General features: G+C 67.0%; 14 protein-coding genes and 2 pseudogenes. 9 read left to right on the top strand and 7 right to left on the bottom strand.

Features of this window, described 5'->3' with window-relative positions; translation table 11 throughout:
• Both A9X04_RS20600 and A9X04_RS20595 read left to right on the top strand, forming a co-directional pair.
• Positions 1-123: pseudogene (locus A9X04_RS20600) on the top strand (cutinase family protein); the annotation flags it as partial.
• 115 nt (positions 124-238) lie between these two features.
• Positions 239-793, top strand: coding sequence for a nitroreductase family deazaflavin-dependent oxidoreductase (locus tag A9X04_RS20595; RefSeq protein ID WP_142393419.1), 555 nt, complete (start codon positions 239-241; stop codon positions 791-793).
• Positions 794-812: 19 nt separating this feature from the next.
• Here A9X04_RS20595 and A9X04_RS20590 read toward each other — a convergent pair whose 3' ends face one another.
• The 4 genes from A9X04_RS20590 to A9X04_RS20575 all read right to left on the bottom strand — a co-directional run bounded on the left by A9X04_RS20590 (position 813) and on the right by A9X04_RS20575 (position 4209).
• Positions 813-1577, bottom strand: coding sequence for an Rv3717 family N-acetylmuramoyl-L-alanine amidase (locus A9X04_RS20590; RefSeq protein WP_067924336.1), 765 nt, complete (start codon positions 1575-1577; stop codon positions 813-815).
• 16 nt (positions 1578-1593) lie between these two features.
• Positions 1594-2781: a condensation domain-containing protein gene (locus tag A9X04_RS20585; protein ID WP_231985775.1), complete on the bottom strand. Its 1188-nt coding sequence runs from the start codon at positions 2779-2781 to the stop codon at positions 1594-1596.
• A 148-nt stretch (positions 2782-2929) separates the two neighbouring features.
• Positions 2930-3586, bottom strand: a complete 657-nt coding sequence (locus A9X04_RS20580; protein WP_067924331.1) for an enoyl-CoA hydratase-related protein — start codon at positions 3584-3586, stop codon at positions 2930-2932.
• Positions 3583-4209: a TetR/AcrR family transcriptional regulator gene (locus A9X04_RS20575; protein ID WP_067924328.1), complete on the bottom strand. Its 627-nt coding sequence runs from the start codon at positions 4207-4209 to the stop codon at positions 3583-3585. The genes A9X04_RS20580 and A9X04_RS20575 overlap by 4 nt, the downstream gene beginning before the upstream one ends.
• A 125-nt stretch (positions 4210-4334) precedes the next feature.
• Here A9X04_RS20575 and A9X04_RS20570 point away from each other — a divergent pair, with 125 nt between their 5' ends.
• Positions 4335-5504 (top strand): acyl-CoA dehydrogenase, encoded by a 1170-nt coding sequence (locus A9X04_RS20570; RefSeq protein ID WP_067924325.1) that lies wholly within the window; start codon positions 4335-4337, stop codon positions 5502-5504.
• On the opposite strand, the gene A9X04_RS20565 is transcribed toward A9X04_RS20570, so the two are convergent.
• Positions 5501-6058: a TetR/AcrR family transcriptional regulator gene (locus A9X04_RS20565; protein WP_067924322.1), complete on the bottom strand. Its 558-nt coding sequence runs from the start codon at positions 6056-6058 to the stop codon at positions 5501-5503. The two genes, A9X04_RS20570 and A9X04_RS20565, sit on opposite strands and share 4 nt — an antisense overlap.
• A gap of 231 nt (positions 6059-6289) precedes the next feature.
• Here A9X04_RS20565 and A9X04_RS20560 point away from each other — a divergent pair, with 231 nt between their 5' ends.
• Together A9X04_RS20560 and A9X04_RS20555 are read left to right on the top strand one after the other, a co-directional pair.
• Positions 6290-7564 (top strand): hypothetical protein, encoded by a 1275-nt coding sequence (locus tag A9X04_RS20560; RefSeq protein WP_231985774.1) that lies wholly within the window; start codon positions 6290-6292, stop codon positions 7562-7564.
• Positions 7565-7678: 114 nt separating this feature from the next.
• Positions 7679-8527, top strand: coding sequence for an SDR family NAD(P)-dependent oxidoreductase (locus tag A9X04_RS20555; RefSeq protein ID WP_067924321.1), 849 nt, complete (start codon positions 7679-7681; stop codon positions 8525-8527).
• On the opposite strand, the gene A9X04_RS20550 is transcribed toward A9X04_RS20555, so the two are convergent.
• On the bottom strand, positions 8524-9483 hold the full coding sequence (locus tag A9X04_RS20550) for an SMP-30/gluconolactonase/LRE family protein (protein WP_082975128.1): 960 nt from the start codon (positions 9481-9483) through the stop codon (positions 8524-8526). The genes A9X04_RS20555 and A9X04_RS20550 overlap by 4 nt on opposite strands.
• A gap of 334 nt (positions 9484-9817) precedes the next feature.
• Here A9X04_RS20550 and A9X04_RS20545 point away from each other — a divergent pair, with 334 nt between their 5' ends.
• The 3 genes from A9X04_RS20545 (at position 9818) to A9X04_RS20535 (ending at position 13547) form a co-directional block, all read left to right on the top strand.
• A complete protein-coding gene (locus A9X04_RS20545; protein WP_082975127.1) occupies positions 9818-11581 on the top strand; it encodes an AIPR family protein in 1764 nt (587 codons plus the stop codon).
• Positions 11582-11649: 68 nt separating this feature from the next.
• On the top strand, positions 11650-12711 hold the full coding sequence (locus A9X04_RS20540; protein WP_231985773.1) for a DNA adenine methylase: 1062 nt from the start codon (positions 11650-11652) through the stop codon (positions 12709-12711).
• Positions 12708-13547 carry a hypothetical protein gene (locus A9X04_RS20535; RefSeq protein WP_067924318.1) on the top strand — a complete coding sequence of 280 codons (840 nt, stop codon included), beginning with the start codon at positions 12708-12710 and terminating at the stop codon, positions 13545-13547. The genes A9X04_RS20540 and A9X04_RS20535 overlap by 4 nt, the downstream gene beginning before the upstream one ends.
• A 96-nt stretch (positions 13548-13643) precedes the next feature.
• Here the strand turns inward: A9X04_RS20535 and A9X04_RS20530 are convergent, their stop codons facing one another.
• Complete coding sequence (locus A9X04_RS20530; protein WP_067924317.1) at positions 13644-14102, bottom strand: VOC family protein; 459 nt, start codon at positions 14100-14102, stop codon at positions 13644-13646.
• 84 nt (positions 14103-14186) lie between these two features.
• Here A9X04_RS20530 and A9X04_RS20525 point away from each other — a divergent pair.
• Positions 14187-14977, top strand: a pseudogene (locus tag A9X04_RS20525) (cytochrome P450); the annotation flags it as partial.

Here is a 14977-nt window from a genome sequence, read left to right as displayed (position 1 = left end):
GCCCACAACACCTACGCCGACGACGGCGCCATGATCGACAAAGGCGTCGCCTTCGCCTCCAGCCACCTCGACGCGGGCACCAGCCCCGCCGGCGCGTCGCCGGTCCGCGGCTTCACCGGCTGAGCGACCGCTCGGCTGGCTGTACTGGCCCAATGCCGACGGACCTTCGCGGCAGTGACTTTCGTCTCTCGTGCGCGACGGCAGGCCTCGGGTGTGCTTGGCGCCAAAGGAGGCGCTGATGAATATCGGAGTGGGGACCCGCGGCCGAAGCACTGCCGTCGTGCTGACCGTCGCCGGCCTGGCCCTGGCCTGGCTGGTGCTGTTGCCCAGGGTCCTTCGGCGGCACCGGGACCTCATGGTCCGACACGGCCCGTTCAAGCGGTTCTTGACGGCTTACAACAACTTGACCCGCGGGATCGCGGGGACCGAGCGGTCGCCGTGGGGGCTGTTGACGCATGTCGGGCGCCGCAGCGGACGCGAATACCAGACGCCGCTGGGCGCGTACCCCTTCCGCGACGGTTTTCTGGTGCCCCTGGGCTACGGGCCGCACACGGACTGGTACCAGAACCTGATGGCAGCCGGGACGTGCACGTTGACCTGGAGGGGCCGTACCTACCGGCTCGAGCGGCCCGAGCTCATATCCGGGGTCGGGGTGACACGCGCATGGCCGCCGGCGTCTCGGGTCTTCCTGCACCTGGCCGGTATTCACGATTTTGTGTGGCTGCATACCAGCCGCGCACATGAAGCCGAGGCGCGACCGCTCACGTCGCCGGTGCAACAAGCGGCAGGGTGACGGCGACTCGTGACGCGGCCTACCCGCCTTTGGCGTTCAGGAAGGCGACGATGCCCTGGGTGACCGCGGCGGCGTACTTCGCCCGGCCATCGGGGCTCTGCATGCGCGCGGCCTCCTCGGCGTTCTTCATGTTGCCGAGTTCGACGAGGACGGCCGGGTACTGGGCCAGGTTCAGCCCCGCCAGGTCGTCCCGGCCGTAGAGGCCGCCCGACCCGACGTAATTGGCGGGCTGGAAACCGGCCTGCGACAGCGCATCCCGCATGGTGGTGGCCAGCTGCACGGCCGGGCCGGCCTGGGCGTCGTTCAGCGGCGGGCTGGAGTAGTTCACGTGGAATCCGCTGCCGGACGGCGGTCCGCCGTCGGCGTGGATGCTCACGATCGCGTCCGGACGCATCGCGTTGGCGGCCGCCGCGCGTTGGTCCACGCACGGGCCGACGGAGCTGTCGTCGCCGCGGGAGAGTTGAGTGCGAACGCCCATCTGGTTGAGCGACTCGCTGATCAGGGTCACGACGGCCCAGGTGAACGCGTGCTCGGGGTAGCCGTCGCCGGTGGCCGTGCCGGAGGTCTGGCAGGCCTTGGTGCCGCCCCGGCCATTGGGCACCTGCTGGTTGATCGACGCGTCGTTGACGGCGTTGTGCCCCGGGTCGAGGAAGACCGCCGCCCCGGCCAGGCCGGCATGGGCGCGGGGTGCGCTGACGAGCGCGCCGGCCCCGAGCAGCGCCGGCGTGAATCTCAGCAGGTCGCGGCGCGAAACAGGTCCCAGCCGGCCGGGGCGGTCAGTCACCGCGCGATGGTAACAATCAGCGTTCCTGCACGGCCGCCGCGAGTGCGTCGGCGACGCCCTTCAGGAAGGTGGCCGGCACGCTGTAGCCGCAGGTCACCATCCTCAGCCTGCCCTCGAACGTCGTGATCCCGGTGACGTACTCGCCGTCGGTCTGGCTTTGAACGATCGGACCCCACACCGCCGTGGGCCGCAGCGGGCCGGCGCCGTCGAGGTTCTGCACGCCCAGGTTCGTGGCGATCATCTCGAATGGGCAGAGGCGGCTGAACAGTGCTTCGGCGTGGTCTCCTTCGGCGTCGACGGGGATCGCTTGCGCGACGGCCTGCGAGGCCGCGCGGATCCCCCGGGCGGACCGTGCGACGTCCAGGTGTGCGGTCGTCGCACGCGCCTGCTCCCAGAACGGCATTCCGTCCCACGGGGACAGCCCCGTCCAGGTCGACTGGATGTAGAGCCCGCAGTCGCCCCCCACGCCGATCAGCCCCCGGGAGTTGATGGGGTTGAGCACCCGCACAAAGTCTTCGCCACGCTCGGCGGCGCGCACCCGGCACAGCGCCACCACAAGCGCCGCGTGCACCGTGGTGCGTTCCTCGCGGCACCGCTGGGCCAGTAGCGCGGTATCCACTTCCGGCATCGCCATCGTGTGCACGTTGGTCACGGCGCCGTCGAACGGCCGGATCGCGCTGGGTTCGCGCATCCTCGGGTCCTCGGGCAGCTCCAGCGACGCGATCTCACCGAGCGTGCGAGCGACGAGGTCCTCCTGGGCCTGCGGCACCGGCAGATTGGGCAAGTCCGCGCCGTTGAGTGCGGCGATGACATCCTTGAGCACCAGCACCGAGGAAATTCCATCGGCGACACTGTGGTCGAACGTCAGCGCCAGCGCGCTGCTGGTCCGCCCCTGCAGCAGCGATGCGCGCATCAACGGTGCGCGCGAGCGGTCGAATGGTCGGCCTAGCTCGTCCGCCACGGCGGCCTCCCACGACTCTGCGCGGCGGACAGTCAACGTGATCGGTGCGACGGTGGCGGCGCGGTAGAAGCCGAGCCGCGTACCGGGCTGGTCCTCAACGTGTACTGACAACAAGGGATGTCGTCGCTGCACGGACGCCAGCGCGGATCTCACCTTGTTTGCGGTGAGCACTTGGTCGAACTCGGCGACGAGCGAGAAGTGTGTCGGATTGCGTTCGCTGTAGCGGTAGAAGAGCCGTTCCATGGCACCAATCGGGCGAATCAAATCTGCTGCGATCACCAAGTCTCCAAACATCTTTGAGGCACTGCGACACAATGCAGACGGCCGCCGGCAACGTTTGGTTCAAGACGGTGCGCGAAATCGGTTGAGCGTTAACGCAAATGTCATGCGCTCAGACGTCGGTCAGCGCCCGCGCCGCACCGCGGAACATGGTCTGCTTGATCGCGCCGAGCGTGCCGGGGTCCTTGGCGCCCAGCGGGCGCAGCAGGCCGGCCGCCGCCGCGGTCACCTCGCCCTCGGCGGCGGTCGCGTCGACGATGCCGAGCTCGGCCGCCGCTTCCCCACCGAAGCGCAGACCGGTCGTCATCGAGGCCACCGCGGCGCGTGGCGTGAGCTTGGCCTGGATCAGCGCGGCCATGCCGTCGGTGAACGGGATGCGGATGTCGACTTCGGGGAAGCAGAAGAAGCCCCGGTCGGTGCGCATCACGCGGACGTCGTGGGCCATGGCCAGCATGGCGCCGGCGCCGAAGGCGTGCCCGGTGATCGCGGCGGCGGTGGGCATGGGGAAGGTGAGGACGCGGGCCAGCAGCGCCTGCACCCGCGCGACGTAGTCCTGGGTCTGCTCGGCGTGCGCGCCCAGCCAGTCCAGATCCAGTCCGTTGGTGTAGAACTTGCCGCCCGCGGTGGTGACTAGCCCGTGGGCGCCCGCCTGCTCGATGTCGTCGAGCTGTTCGTTGATCGCGCCGAGAAACTCCGGGGAGAACCGATTCTCGTCCTCGCCGAGGTGCAGCACCGCGATCGTGTCGTCCCAGCTGAGTGTCGGTGTCATGTGCCGTCCTTTTCTGTGGTTTTGTGCCGGGGCTCCCCGGCGTCGAGCACGGCTATGACCGCGGCGCGCAATCGCTCACGCGCATGGGGGTCGTTGATCCGGTTGCGGCGCAAGAGGATCGCCGTCGGCAGGTCGACGATGCACATCGTGACGACGTCGAGGGCCGCGGCGTCCTTGCGATCCCACAGCAGGCGGGCCAGCCGGATCATCGATTCCACCAGCAGCCGGTCCAGGTCACGCAGCTGCGCCGCGAGGTCGGGCGGCGTGTCCGGACCCAGCAGCTCCTCGCGGCGCACCGTCAGCAGCAGCCGCGACGACGCCGGATGGTCTTCGGCGAATACCGCCGGCGCCTCGGCCGCGGCCACCACCGCGGCCACGCCGTCCCCCTGCGGTGCGGCGTCGATCAATTCGGCCTGCGCGCAAAGGAATCGGTGCCCGGCCCGCAGCCAGGCCCGCCCGACCAGTCCCGCCCGCGAGCCGAACGTGTGGTACAGCGCGCCGTTGGACACGCCGGTCGCGTCGCTGACGGCCCTGATCGTGACCGCGGCGGGCCCGGCCTGCACGGCCAGCCGTTCGACGACATCCAGGATCTGGTCCTGGTCGTGAACCCGGGGACGCGGCACACCGCCATGTTAACAGAGCGATTGCTCTGTTACTTCACGGTGTACGACGCGCGCGAGGTGCGGAAGGAGTGACCCCTGCGGAAGCGCGTCGTGACCGTACAAAAAGGTATGGTACGGTCGGCGCCATGTCCGTGATCGACGACCGGCAGTTGCACGGCATCACTGACGACTTCGTCGCCCGGCTGGCCGAGCGCGCCGACGAGGCCGAGCGGCTGCGCCGGCTGCCCGCGGCGACGGTCGACGAATTCCGTGAGACCGAGCTGTTCCGGCTGTTGCTGCCGGCCTGGTTCGGCGGCATGCAGGCGTCGTTTCCCGAACTGCTGCAACCGATTCGGCGCATGGCGCACGGGTGTGCGTCCAGCGCGTGGACGCTGGGCTTCTATGCCCTGCACAACTGGATGCTCTCGCTGTTCGACATGCGGGCCCAGGAGGAGGTGTTCGGGGCGGGGCCGGTGCTGGCGCCCGCTCCCCTCGCCCCCACCGGGCGCGGCACCCCGGCCGACGACGGGGTGCGCCTGACGGGCAGGTGGTCGTGGGCTACCGGCGCGATGGACGCCGATTGGGTGATGGTCGGGGCGCTCGTCGAGCGGCCGGACCGGATCGACCCGGCGCTCGTGCTGCTGCCCGCCGACCGGGTCGAGGTCGTCGACACCTGGCACACCGCGGGCATGCGCGGCACCGGTTCCCACGACGTGGTCGTCACCGACGTGCTCGTCCCGGAACACCGCATGGTGTCGGTGGCCGATATCTACGCCGGGACGACGCCGGGCGCGCGGGCCCATGACGCCCCGACGTATCGGTGGCCGATGGTGCCCGCGCTGGCGCTGGTGGCGTCGATGCCGGTGCTCGGCGCCGCCGAGCGGGTGACCGAGCTGTTCGCCGAGCGGTTGGGCGGCCGCATCCTGGCGTACAGCGGTGCGGCGCAGAAGGATCAGCCCGCCGCCCAGATCCGGCTGGCGAGCGCGCGGGTGCGGCTGCGCGCGTTGCGGGCGCTGGTCGACGAGACCGCCGGCGGCATCGAGGACCTGGTGGTCCGCGGCGAACGGGTGAGCCGGGCGGTGCGGGCCGAGGCGCGGCTGGCGGCCGCCCACACCGTGCACGAGAGCAAGGCCGTCATCGCCGACCTCGTGGAGGCCTCCGGCGCCAGCGCGCAGTTCCTGTCGAACCCGATGCAGCGCTTCAAGCGCGACGTGGACATCGCGGCCGGGCATGTGGTGTTCGACTACGACGTGAGCCGAGAGTTGGCCGGGGGGTTGGCGATTGGCGCCAAAATCTCCCCCATCGCGATGGTCTAGTCCTTGAGCATCAGCTCGAGGAATCGTTCCCGCTGGGCGGCCTTTTGCGCCTGCTGGGCCGACTCAGCCAGGTGCAGCAGCCCGATGCCGGCCGCGAAGGTCAGCTGGGCGCGCAGCCTGGCGTCCTCGGGACCGAAGCCGTAGTCGCTGTAGGCCTTGGTCACGGCGCGCAGCAGGCGCCGGTCGGCCGCGCGGACGTTGGCGGCGGCGGCGGGGTCGGTGCGGGCCCATTCGCGCATCGCGCGTTCCAGGGTCCAGTGCCCCGGGCTGGTCAGCGCCGCCATCATGGCCGACAGGCGCTCGCGCGGCGGCAGCGCGTCGAGTTCGGCCAGCGATTGCCGGTCCTTTTCCAGGAACGTGTTCCACGAGTCGACCAGCGCGGCCCGGTAGCTGTCCATGTCGTCGAAGTGCCAATAGAAGCTGCCGCGGGTGACGCCGGCCTGCTGGCAGAGGCGCTCAATCTTCAGCGCGCGCACCCCTTGCTCGGCGAGCAGCGCGTAGCCCGCCTGCAGCCAGTCCTCGACCGTCAGTCGGGGGGTCTTACGCTCGGGCACCCCTGAAGATTACGGGTGGTTTGACGCCGGCAGGCCGGGTTATCCGGCGCGGTCTAGGGTTTGCTCGCCGCCGTCGCTGCAGGCCAGCTCGCGGCGTCGGTGAATTCCTGCCAAACACACGGCAAAGGGAAGCGGTGGGCCCGACACAGGGGTGTAACGTCCCGATTTGCTAGCCGACAAATTCCTGTTAACTGTTGGCCGCTTTGCTTGGCCAAAGGATCAGGGGGTGCCGTGAGCACGACCGACATGTTCGACGTGTCGGCCGGGACCGACGCCGACGAGGTCGTGGTCGCGCTGCACGACGAGGCCCTCCTGCTGGGTGGCGACCCCACCGCCGTCGAGTCCTACCTGACGCGGCTGCGATCCATCGCCGGGCAGGGGATGCGGGTCGCCGGGATCGACACCGCCTCGCTGGCGAGCGGGTTCGTCGGGGTGGCCGCCCTGCTGGCCGAGGGCGGCAAGTACGTGCAGCTGCACCGCGACACCGTGGAGGCCCTGAAGGAAGGCAACCTGGTTCCCCTCGGCGAGGGCTTCTTCCGGCTGGCGACGGGCGTCGACGCCGGGGACCTTTTGGCCGCGCTGCAGTGGCAACCGGCGATGCTGGGCGCCGAAGCGATGATGTCCGCGCAGATGATCGCGGTGCAGGTCGCGTTGAAGTCCGCGGTCGCCGAGGTCGAAGACGCCGTCCGGCGGGTGGAGGACAAGGTCGACGCGGTGCTCGAAGTCGCGCGGGCGCAGCGCGCGGGCGACGTCCTGGGCAACAGCCTGACGGTCTCGCGGATGGTGGAGTCGCTGGAGAAGTACGGGTCGCTGCCGGATGCGTACTGGGATTCGGTCGCCGCGCTGGGGCCGGCGCTCAACGTCGCCGTCGAGCAGCTGCGCAACCACGTGAGCCGGATCCTGGCGTCGTTCGATCACACCCTGGGCGTGCAGCAGCGGGCCGCGAAGCTGCGAAACGCCATCGACGACAACCGGCTTGGCGACACCCTGAGCCTGCTGGTGATCGCCGAGGAGGCGCTGCACAAGTGGCAGCGGCTGAACCTTGCGCGCATCGAGGCGAAGGAGCCCGAGCAGCTGCTGCGGGCGATCGACGAGGCTCGTGAGCTGGTCGACCATCACCTGCGCGAGGACCTCGACATCTACCGGAGCGCGAAGGATATCCTCGACCGGTTCGGGAAGACGGCGGCCATCGACGGCTTCCGATTCTGGGCGGTGCGCGAGCTGGCCAAGCAGGGCGCCGCCCTGCGCGACGAGCTCGACCGTTTCGCGAACGCCCGCCAGCACCAGGTCGAGACCTGGGAGGACTTCCACATCCCGAGCGTGCTCGACGCCGCCTTGGCCACGCTTGGGGTCGTCGGAGGCGTGACGGGCCGTGCGTTCGTGGCCGTCGGCCGCGGGGTCGTCTACTTGGGCGGGCAGGTCGTTGGGCCGTTCCGGGGCAAGGCTAGCGAGGAACCGTCTCAGGCGAGTAGCTCCGGAGTCGAGGAACACCAGCCGGCGTGCTGATTGCGCGGTGACTCGGCGCAGCGCGTCGTCGTTGACTGCGGTCGAGGGCGCCTCGATACTCCACCAGTACGGCCGTCGGCCATCAACGGCGTTCGGCCCGCGAAGGAGGTCGGCGTGATCGATTTGGGGCTCTCGGGCAAGCGTGCGGTGGTGTCGGGTGCGGGCTACATCGCGGAGCGCGCGGGCCACGGCTGGTTCACGTCGTTGGCCCTGGCCGACGCGGGCGCCTCGGTGGCCTGCATCGACATCGACGAGGAGCGCGCGGAGCAAATCGCCGGCGAGATCATCGGCAGGGGCGGTCACGCCGTCCCGATCGTCGCCGACATGACCGACCCCGAGCAGGTAGGCCGGGCGATCGACGACGTCGAGGCGGCGCTGGGCGGTATCGACGTGTGCGTCGACATCATCGGTGGTGCGACGTGGTCGAAGGTCGAGGACTTCACCCCCCAATTGTGGGACGCGGCAATCCATTACAACCTGACCCAGGTGTTCTATCTCTTTCAAGCCGCGTCCAGGTACATGATCGCCCAGGGCAGTGGTGGATCGCTGGTGGCGATCGCGTCGGTCGACGGCATCGCCTCGGCGACCTATCACGCCGCCTACGGCGCCGCCAAGGCCGGCGTCATCTCGCTGGTGAAAACCTTCGCGGATGAACTGGGGCGCTATGGCATTCGCGCCAACGCGGTCGCGCCCGGCAATGTGGGCTCGGGCAATGAGGACCAGCCGCCTGGTGAATATGCCGTCAACGGGATCAACCCGCTGGCGGCGCCCCGCGCGCATGACGTCGCCAACGCCGCGTTGTTCCTGTCCTCCGAGCTGGCCGCCCGCATCACCGGACAGACCCTCGTCGTCGACGGCGGCGCCACCATTCGGCAGCTCTGGGGGCTGGGCGAGTCGATGATCCCGAACGACCCGGAGGAAGCACTGCCGGACTTCATGCGGCCCGGGCCGTCGGCTAGCTAGCGCTGATGGATTAGCGGTAGACCAGGCACCGAGCTTCGGCCCTTGAGGACGTACGGGGTCGTGATCGAGCCGATGTAGATGTCGCGCATGTCCTGGCCGCCCCAGGCGATGCTGGTCGGACCGTTTAATAGCGCGCCCTCGGGATCGTCGAGGACTACCGTCGCCATGCCGTCCGGGCTGATCGCCACGATCCTGTTGGCGAGAACGAGTGTGACCCAGAGGTTTCCCTCGGCATCGAACGCGCACCCGTCGGCCATCCCCCATCTTTTGACGACCTCGGGGTCGGCCATTAACCGGCCGGCATGGGGGCCGTACTCCTCGGGGCGCCGGTCCCCCAGCGGCGGACCGAACCGTTCTTCGGGCCCCAGCGTTTCGCCTTTGATCGGAAACCGCACCACGTCGGCGGCAATTGTGCAGACCACGTAGAGATACTCCTCGTCGCGATCCAGTGCCATGCAGTTCGGGAAGCCCACCTGGTCGGCGACCACTTGCGCCGATTGGCGATCCGGTGCGATCCGAAAGAGGAACCCGTCGGCGGTGCCTCGCGCGATGGTGTCCATCAGATCGTCTGCCGTCGTGCTCACCGAACACCACAAGGCCCCAAGGGAATCCACCAGAACGAAGTTAAGCCACCGCAGTGGACGTCCATCGAGTCGTCCAGTTAGTACCGACGTGATCGCGCCGGTGACCGGGTCGAGGTCCTGCAGCACGCCCGAGCCCCAATTGGCGATCAGAAAGTGGCCGTTGCTGTCTAGCGCGATGCCGTTCGGTTCGCCGCCGGCCTCCCCCATATGCCGGACGGTGTGCTCGTCGATGAGTTCTGCGACGGCCGAGGCCTTGTCGGAGGCGAACCCCCGACCATCGCCGCCTACCAGAACGTGTTCCGGGCGATCTACACCGCGCCCGACGGGGCGCAAAACGGTTACCGCGATCGTGGTTTCGCCAGTTCGACTCATCGACGCCCTTAATGGACTTTTAGTAGAAATGTCAGGCTAGCGGAGGTGGCGCATCTTCGAAGGGTTCGGATTGGGGCAGGGTTTCTGCCGCGCCCGGCGTAATCGTGATCCGCGAGATCGGTCTGCGCACCGTGACCTACAAGCTCACCACGTTGATGGGATTGGTTGAACACTGTAGCGAGAACGTGCCCGGGTGACCCGGCGATGTGCTGCGGGTGCCGACGGGGCGAGAGGCTGGCGTCGCGGCCGACTCGGTGGTCACGCGGGCGAACATCCTGGGCGGGTGGGTGAGAACATCTGAGTCAGCTACATACCGCGTCGAACGTCGGCGGTCATGCTCGGCGTCGATCTCGGCAATCCGCCGAACCCAATAGACTTCGGGGGCTGGCACGAAGAAGGAGGGTCGGCTGTGGGCGACTTGCATGTGGCACAGATCAAACGGCGACTGAAGGATACGACCTACCCACACATTGACGTCTCCGATCTGGGCGCCCACAGCGAGGAACACGTCGAGCAGGCGCGACTCACCCGTGCGCTCGCCGCGTTCGTCCTAACCAAGGTTGCGGGTCTGAGCGATGAGGACGCGGCCCGCTCGGTGACCGACGGTCCGGACGACAACGGCATCGACGCCATCGCGTACGTAGACTCAGAGACTCCCCGCCTCTACGTCGTCCAGTCGAAGTGGTCAGACACGGGTAATAAAGGCGCCTCCCTGGAGGACATGATCAAATTCCAGAAGGGCTTGGCAGACCTGGTCTCAATGAACTGGTCGCGGTTCAACGACAAGGTGAACGCCCGCGTACCCGAGCTGGACGATATCCTGCTAAATACCGATCTGCGGATCGAAGTGATATTCGCGTCCATGGGCACACCAGTGGTCGCCGACAACGTGCGCGGTCACATGGACGATTACATAGCCACGCTCAATGAGCCCACCGAGGTCGCGGTATTCAACTACGCGAACCAGGGGTATATCTACAAGCTGCTCGTCGACGAGACCCGGTCCAGCCAGATCGACCTCACGGTGGAACTCTCCGACTGGGGGCGGCTGGAAGGCCCGCCTGACGCGGTCTATGGGCATGTGAGCGGGACCGAGGTCGCCGGCTGGCTACGTGACCACGGGGACTTCCTCCTCTCGCGCAACGTCCGCGTGGTCCTCCCGAACTCCGAGGTCAACAATTCCGTACTGGAGACCGTCATCGACACCCCTGAGAACTTTTGGTACTTCAACAACGGCGTCACCGCGCTCTGCGAGTCGATCGACAAGGCGCCGGCCGGCGGGCCCGAACGTCGACAGGGCACATTCGGGCTGAAGGGAGTCAGCGTCGTCAACGGCGCCCAGACCGTAGGGACGCTTGCACGTGCACTGCGGCAGGGCAAGCAGACCGAGCTGGATTCGGTGCGCGTGATGGTCCGGTTCATTTCGCTGGAATCAGCCGCCCAAGACTTCGGAAAGCGCGTCACCCGCGCGACCAACACGCAGAACGTGATCGGCGGCCGCGACTTCGTCGGCCTCGATCCGGAGCAGGCGCGCCTGCGTGATGACTTCTCCGTCGATAACCTGATCTACGTGATCCGGAGCGGCGAGGCGCGCCCTGATCCGGACAAGGGCTGCGAGTTCGGCGAGGCCGCGGTGGCTTTGGCTTGTGCCCGGTCGGCGAGCCTGGCGACGCAGGCAAAACGCGAAGTCAGCCGCCTGTGGGACGACACCACCAAATCGCCATACAAGGAGCTTTTCAACGCTAAAACCACCCATCTGCGCGTCTGGCGGTCGGTCCAGATCCTTCGTGCCGTCGATCACGAACTCGACCGCCTGCGTAGTGGGTTGGACAACCGGACGAGGGGTTACGCGGTCCATGGAAACCGCCTCATCGCCCATGTGGTGTTCGCCCGGCTGGACTTGACCGGGATCGAAGACCACACGGCGGACTGGGCGCCGATGCTCGCGCGGGCCACCGGGTTGACGGCCGAGGTTCTGCGCACGATGAAGAACAAGGGCGAAGCCGAGTACGGCGGATACACCGCGAGCTTGTTCAAGAATGCGACCAAAACGGACCGTCTCGCCACGTTGACGATCGAAGCCCTCGAACAGGGGTAGCACGCTTCGACCGGACACTCCCCGAGGCATTACAGGGCACCGTCCCTGGCCTGTGCGAAGGTGTCAGCATGCCGCCGTGGAAGACGCCAACAACCGCCGACGTTCTCGGTCGCGCGCAGGCTTTCCCCCGTCTGCGTTACATGGGGTCGAAGTACCAACTATTGCCTCACCTGGAACGCCTATTTGCCCAGCTCGGCGGCGAGACCGCCGTGGACGCGTTTTCCGGTTCCGGGGTGGTCTCATACCTGATGAAGGCGCAGGGCTTCTCCGTGACGAGCAACGACTTCCTCGCGTTCCCTGGCATGATCACCCGGGCGACGGTGGCCAACTCCTCGGTAAAACTCACTCGAGCCGACGTCGACCGCATATGTGGGCCGGCAGCCGATGACCGTGACTTCGTCCAGGCCAAGTTCGACGGGCTCTACTTCACGCGGGAGGACCGGCAATTCCTCGATTCTGCCTGGTCACACATCGATCTGCTTACCGGCTTTAAGCGGGACATCGCGATCTCCGCGCTCGTGCTTTCCGCCGCCCGCCGCCAGCCACGCGGCGTGTTCACCTTCACCGATAGCACCCGCTACGCCGACGGGCGCAGGGATCTTCAGATGTCCCTGCGTGACCACTTCCGACGGGCCGCCGCCGAGTACAACGCCGTTGTGTTCAGCAACGGCGGCAAGAGCCGTGCGGTGACCGGTGACGTGTTCGACTTCGACGCCCGGGTGGCGGATCTCGTCTACCTCGATCCGCCCTACGCACCGCCGAAAGATGACGCCGACTACATGAAGCGCTACCACTTCCTCGAAGGGCTCAGCCTCTACTGGCGCGGCGTAACGATCATGGAGGAGACGAAGACCAAGAAGATCGCGAAGCGCTTCACCCCGTTCGCCTATAAGCGGACGATCGAGGACGCGCTGCTGCGCACCTTCGAGCACTTCGAGGACGCCGGGGCCATCGTGTTGTCCTACTCGTCGAATGCGTTGCCGGACGCCGACCGCATCGTGGACCTGTTAGGCAAGGTGAAGCCGGCAGTCCGCAAAATCGCCGTCGACCACAAGTACAGCTTCGGCACCCACGCCGCCGCGACGCGACGGGACGTTGCCGAGTACCTGTTCGTCGGGACAGACGGGTGAGCGAGCCGATTCCGTTCGCTGACTACCTCGGCGCGCTTGGCCGTCTGAGCGCGCACATCGACCCGTTGGCGTCAACGGTCGAGACCGATGCGATCCGTGCCGCAGCGGTGTCGTTGGCTGCCTTGCCGGTGATCAGCCGCAAGTCCATCGCAAAATGGGCCGCTGCGCATCCAAACGACGTGCCGGTATTGGGCCTGCTGGTCGGTCTGGGTCAGGAGAAGCTGAAGAACGCGCTTAAGCACACTTTCGACACGTCCGGGTGGGTCCTGCTGGCACGCAACAACGCCGTGGAACTGATCAGCTGGCTCGACGATGTGTACGGTCTGGTGGCGCAGGCCAAGGCGCAGCTGCACGCTACGTATGGGATCGGTGATGTGCTTGTCGCCCGGGCCGGCACCAGGGCGGCCGCAACCGCGGCCGGAGCGCAGGGCCGCAAAGTGGAAGATGAGATCGAAGCTGTCGCCAAAATCCTCGGTTTGCCCTATCAGACTCGCACCACGTTCACGGGCCGCAACGGTCGCACAGCTCCGTGTGACCTGGTAATCCCGAACTCCGACTCAGCCGCAATCGCGGTAGCGGCCAAGGGGTTTGACTCGACAGGCAGCAAACTCACTGACGCGGTACGCGAGATCGTGGAAATGGCTGACGTTCGCCTGCCCCGACAATTCGTGATTGCGGTGATCGACGGCATCGGGTGGAAGAGTCGCGCGGCAGACCTGCGCCGGATTCATCAGTTGTGGGTCGATCAGCAGATCGATGGAATGTACACGCTCGCAACGCTCGACCAGTTCCGCGACGACATCGAAGAAGCGGCGAAGCTGCGGAAGCTGCTCTAGCCGCTTTCTCATTACCGGCGCGCACCAAAGCAGAGATGCCTAAGAGTACCCGCGATCACCAACGCTGCTGGGCCGGAAACAACCTGAACGAATCGCTCACCGCCAAGGCCGTGAGGGCACCGCCGACAGCCACCCATCCGCAAGCAACTCCAGCAACTGCCCGTCCGGATCGCGGATCATCGCCATCGCCTCTGTCACGGTCTCGTCAACAACCGCTCCCCCAAACTCCACAACCCGTTCCAACGCGCCGGGAAGATCGGACACCGAGAACGAGATGTGCGTCAGCCCAATCTGATCCATGACGCGCTCCGAGCCGGCGTGAACCTGACGCTTCGAGTAGTCCATCAGTTCGAGCACAAACCCGTCCCGCACCAGATAGGTCGCGTGCACCCCGAGCGGCTCGGGAAGCTGGACCAGCTTGGCGGTGGGGCCATCCGGCGGATCGAGCTCCCACCAGAACTGAAACCCCAGCACGTTCTCATAGAACCGCCGCGACCGCTCGCGGTCGGAGACACACAATCCGACATGGTTGAAGGTCGTCCGGTGACTACTCATCGCGGCCTTTCTCGACAGACACGCCAGCGTAATAATGCAAAGATAGTGCAAAAAGCACCCCGGCCGCGGTGGAGGACCAACCAGATGGCAACACGTCCCGACGTCACCGAAGACGCCATCGTCGACTTCGACCATCACTCCGACGCGTTCAACCTCAACGAACTGGCGATCAACGCCGAGCTGCGCCAGAAATGCCCGGTCGCCTGGAACACCAACTACGGCGGCTTCTGGTACCTCAGCAGCTACGACGCGGTCAGCCGTACGGCCAGAGACGGCGACACCTTCGCCCACAAATACGAGCCCAACTCGAAAGATGGCGTCGACTACCAAGGCGAGATGGGCGTCCCGCGCCCCGACGGCCAGCCGGCCCTGGGCATCGGCGAAGTCGACGGCCCCTACCACCAGGCCCTACGGCACGCGCTGGCCCCGTTCTTCTCCCCCGGCGCCGTCCAGAAACTCAAGCCGTTCATGGAACACAAGGCGCATGAGTTCCTCGACCAGAAAATCGAAGACGGGCGGATGGACCTCGTCCTCGACTACGCCAGCCCGGTCCCGGCCATCCTCACCATGAAGTTGATGGGCCTGCCCCTCGACAACTGGCACCTCTACGCCAACCTCTTCCACTCCGTCATGGCCGTCCCGCAGGACAGCCCGGAGTACCTCGACGCCATCGCCAAAGTCCCGAAGATGATGGAAGAGGTCATCGAGTTCGCGACGGCCAGACGGGGCAAACCAAAAGACGACCTGACCAGCTTCCTCATCCAATTCGAATTCGACGGCCAACGCCTCACCGACGAACAGCTGCTCAACATCCTCTGGAACCTCATCGGCGGCGGCGTCGACACCACCACGTCACAAACAGCGCTCACGCTCCA

It is taken from the genome of Mycobacterium sp. E3247 (genome assembly GCF_001667785.1).
Classification (GTDB): domain Bacteria; phylum Actinomycetota; class Actinomycetes; order Mycobacteriales; family Mycobacteriaceae; genus Mycobacterium.
This window is presented reverse-complemented; position numbering and strand designations above follow the sequence as displayed.